The 2,195-nt window shown below is 37.8% G+C and carries 3 protein-coding genes; all 3 read left to right on the top strand.

Annotation, left to right across the window (positions count from 1 at the left end):
- A partial coding sequence (locus tag BMG01_RS10305) for a CHAP domain-containing protein (RefSeq protein ID WP_143472300.1) occupies positions 1-461 on the top strand: 461 nt, incomplete at its 5' end.
- Positions 462-477: 16 nt separating this feature from the next.
- Positions 478-1,143 carry a hypothetical protein gene (locus BMG01_RS10300; RefSeq protein WP_036068832.1) on the top strand — a complete coding sequence of 222 codons (666 nt, stop codon included), beginning with the start codon at positions 478-480 and terminating at the stop codon, positions 1,141-1,143.
- A gap of 119 nt (positions 1,144-1,262) precedes the next feature.
- Positions 1,263-2,180, top strand: coding sequence for an IS30 family transposase (locus tag BMG01_RS10295; protein WP_084013490.1), 918 nt, complete (start codon positions 1,263-1,265; stop codon positions 2,178-2,180).
- The last annotated feature ends 15 nt before the right edge of the window (positions 2,181-2,195 follow it).

Raw genomic sequence — 2,195 nt, 5'->3', positions numbered from 1 at the left:
CAGATGACATTAAGCCCTACGTGCATAATATTACGTCCAAAAAACTAGACTGGCGTTTAACGACACCAGACGCTTACAATCAGTGTGCTGGTTTTTCACAAGTCTATATGAATGCGATTTGGTCACCTAATTTCACTTTTAGAGGAAATGGTAATGTGACCGCAGAAGCAGTGGCAAAAGTAACAGGGGTAAAAGTCACAACGACACCAAAAGCTGGGGCAGTATTTTCTTCTGATCGTCCTAATCATACAGGCGTGGTGTTACATGTTTTGGCAAATGGTGACCTAATTATTGCTAATCAAAATGCCGTCAAATCAGGACAAAATGCAGGCACTAGTAAGGACTATGAAATTACGTTAGTGCCTAAGAAATCGTATGCTAAGGACAGTCAAGCCGTTGGTTATGGTGACATGACTTTTGCTTATCCTGGTGACAATTCAAAGTACAAATTACATTGGTAACGAAAGGAAATAGAGTATGACAGCAGTAAAATTGGGATATGATATTAGCATTTTGCCAGATAGTGCCTATCATTTGGTGAAAGAAATATTTATAACCGTTAAAAATGATTATCTACATTTATATACGGCTTATCAGAGTTCAAACAAGTTAAGTAGCAAGGCTATGCAGTCAGTTTATATTGAATTGGCACATTTCTATCAACGGTATGACGATAGAATGACACCTTATTTAGTGCAAGATTTATATGAGCAAATTAAGCAGGTAGACCGTTTAGTAGAATTATTAACAACGTGTAACCAGGCATTAGAAAATTTAGATCAGACAATTAGTTTAATTGAACATCAATATGAAGATGAAGCTATCATCAATGACGCTATGAAAACTATTCGTAAACAGTATCAGGCTTTGCTAGAAAAAGTTAGCTTAGACGGTAGTGTAATTGATCATGTTAATCAAGCGATAGATCATATTCATAATCAATATCGTAAATTACAGGTTCAGAATAAAGCGTTGTTCTTTGCGCAATTGGAAAATATCCACGATCAAACAATTAAGTATATCAGGCATTATATTGAGATTGAGTTTATTCAGAAACGGATTGAATATGGATTTGATCAATTTAATACATTTTTGCGATTAGTCGTTGATAATGAAGTATACCGCAAACAATCAGGTGATTAGTATTGTCATAAGTATTTTAGTATATGGAAGATTGTAAAATTAAACCGAACACTTGAATAAAAAAGCCGCAGCGCCTTTAATGGTAATTGTCCAAAACAACCATAAAGGAACTGCGACTCATGACTAGTTTATCATCTCAAGAACGCACTGTCATTCAAACTTTACTCGAATTGAATTATTCTGTTCGTGCCATTGCACGCTTTATTAAACGCTCTCCTTCAACCGTTTCGATTGAAATTCATCAAGTTACACCCTATAAAGCTGAGATTGCTCATGCGTTGGCATTGAAAAAACGTCATCTACGTGGTCGTCATGACACGCTAACACCAGCTATCGCTGTCTTTTTGAATCACCACATTGGTATATTGAAGTGGTCACCAGAAACCGCTGCGCATGTTTTAGGGTTACCTTTCAAAACGATTTATAATTGGCGCAATGCTGGTCGACTCAAACTATCATTGGCTGATTTATCTGACAAAGGTAACCGTCAAAAGCGTCAATCTGATGGTAGACGACAAGTATTTGTGCATGGTCGTTCGATTGAAACGAGACCTGAAAGTGTGAAAGCACGACAAACCTTTGGACATTTTGAAGTTGACACCATGCAATCGGGTAAAAGACGTGGCGATGTGCTGGTGACAATTACTGAAAGACTAAGCCGGCAACATATCGTGAGACGGGTCACTGGGCGCAATAGTCAGGCAGTGACACCAGTCTTAATTCGTTTTTTTCAAGGGATCAAAAATGCCAAGTCAATCACTGTTGATCGTGGGCGAGAATTTGCAAAATATAACGAAATCGAGCAAAAACTAGGCATTCCAGTCTATTTTGCGCACCCATATTCACCAGAAGAACGTGGGAGTAATGAGATATTAAATCGATACGTCCGTCGTTTTATACCGAAAGAACGCAAAATTGAAACAGTTAGCGCCAAAGAATTAGATCAAATTAATCATTGGATCAATGCGAGACCAATGAAAACACTCAACTGGCAATCACCACGAAAGGTTTTTCAGCAGTTTGCAGTGTTCGGTTAATTCTTGCAATCTACC

Origin of the sequence: Leuconostoc sp. BM2, assembly GCF_002095565.1 — a bacterium.
In the GTDB taxonomy this organism is placed as follows: Bacteria; Bacillota; Bacilli; order Lactobacillales; family Lactobacillaceae; genus Leuconostoc; species Leuconostoc falkenbergense.
This window is presented reverse-complemented; position numbering and strand designations above follow the sequence as displayed.